The 1,241-nt window shown below is 72.3% G+C and carries 1 protein-coding gene; it reads right to left on the bottom strand.

Annotated features, from left to right (window positions below; all coding sequences use genetic code 11):
* Window positions 1–1,241 (bottom strand): 1-deoxy-D-xylulose-5-phosphate synthase (gene dxs / locus DT057_RS34940; protein WP_128566560.1); only part of this gene is annotated, 1,241 nt, incomplete at both ends.

The following is a 1,241-nucleotide window of genomic DNA, read 5'->3' as shown; positions in this document are numbered from 1 at the left end:
GCCACGTCGTGCACCACCTGGTCGTAGGCCCGCTGCAGGAACGTCGAGTAGATCGCGCAGAACGGCCGGAACCCCTCCGTCGCAAGCCCGGCCGCGAACGTCACCGCGTGCTGCTCGGCGATGCCCACGTCGAAGGTCCGCTCCGGGTGCGCCTTCGAGAACAGGTCCACCCCCGTCCCGGACGGCATCGCGGCCGTGATCGCCACCACCCGCGGGTCGGCGTCCGCCGCCTTGATCAGGCTCTCGCCGAACACCCGCGTGTAGGCCGGCGCGTTCGGCTTGGCCTTCGTCTGCACGCCCGAGATCACGTCGAACTTCACCACCGCGTGGCCGCGGTCGGCCGCCGCCTCCGCCGGGGCGTAGCCCTTGCCCTTCTGCGTCACCACGTGCACCAGCACCGGACCCTCGGGCGCGTCGCGCACGTTCTTGAGCACCGGCAAGAGGTGGTCGAGGTTGTGGCCGTCGATCGGCCCCACGTAGTGGAAGCCGAGCTCCTCGAACATCGTCCCGCCCCCCGCCAGCAGCCCGCGGGCGTACTCCTCGGCCCGCGCCGCGGTGTCGTAGAGCGCCTTGGGCAGCAGGCGCCCGAACTGCTTGGCGGTGTCGCGCAGCGAGCGGTAGGTGTCGCCCGAGACCAGCCGCGCCAGGTAGGACGACATCGCCCCCACCGGCGGCGCGATCGACATGTCGTTGTCGTTGAGGATCACGATCAGGCGCGAGCGCAGCGCCCCGGCGTTGTTCATCGCCTCGTAGGCCATCCCGGCCGACATCGAGCCGTCGCCGATCACCGCCACCACGTTGCGCCGCGCCGGCGTCTCGCCCCGCGCCCGCGCCGCCGCGTCCGCGAGGTCGCGCCCGACCGCCATGCCCAGCCCCGCCGAGATCGAGGTCGAGGAATGCGCCGCCCCGAAGGGATCGTAGGGGCTCTCCGCGCGCCGGGTGAAGCCCGACAGGCCGCCGCCCTGGCGCAGGGTGCGGATGCGCGCCCGCCGCCCCGTGAGGATCTTGTGCGGGTAGGCCTGGTGCCCGACGTCCCAGATCAGGCGGTCCTCGGGCGTGTTGAACACGTGGTGCAGCGCCACCGTCAGTTCCACCACCCCGAGACCCGCCCCCAGGTGGCCCCCGGTGACCGACACGGCATCGATGGTCTCGGCCCGCAACTCGTCCGCGAGCTGGCGAAGGTCACTCTCCGGAAGCGCGCGAAGATCCCGCGCGTCAACAACGCGGTCAAGGAGGGGGAG

This window comes from Methylobacterium crusticola (assembly GCF_003574465.1).
GTDB lineage: Bacteria > Pseudomonadota > Alphaproteobacteria > Rhizobiales > Beijerinckiaceae > Methylobacterium > Methylobacterium crusticola.
Note: the sequence above shows the minus strand (reverse complement) of the source record. Positions and strands in the feature narration are given on the sequence as shown.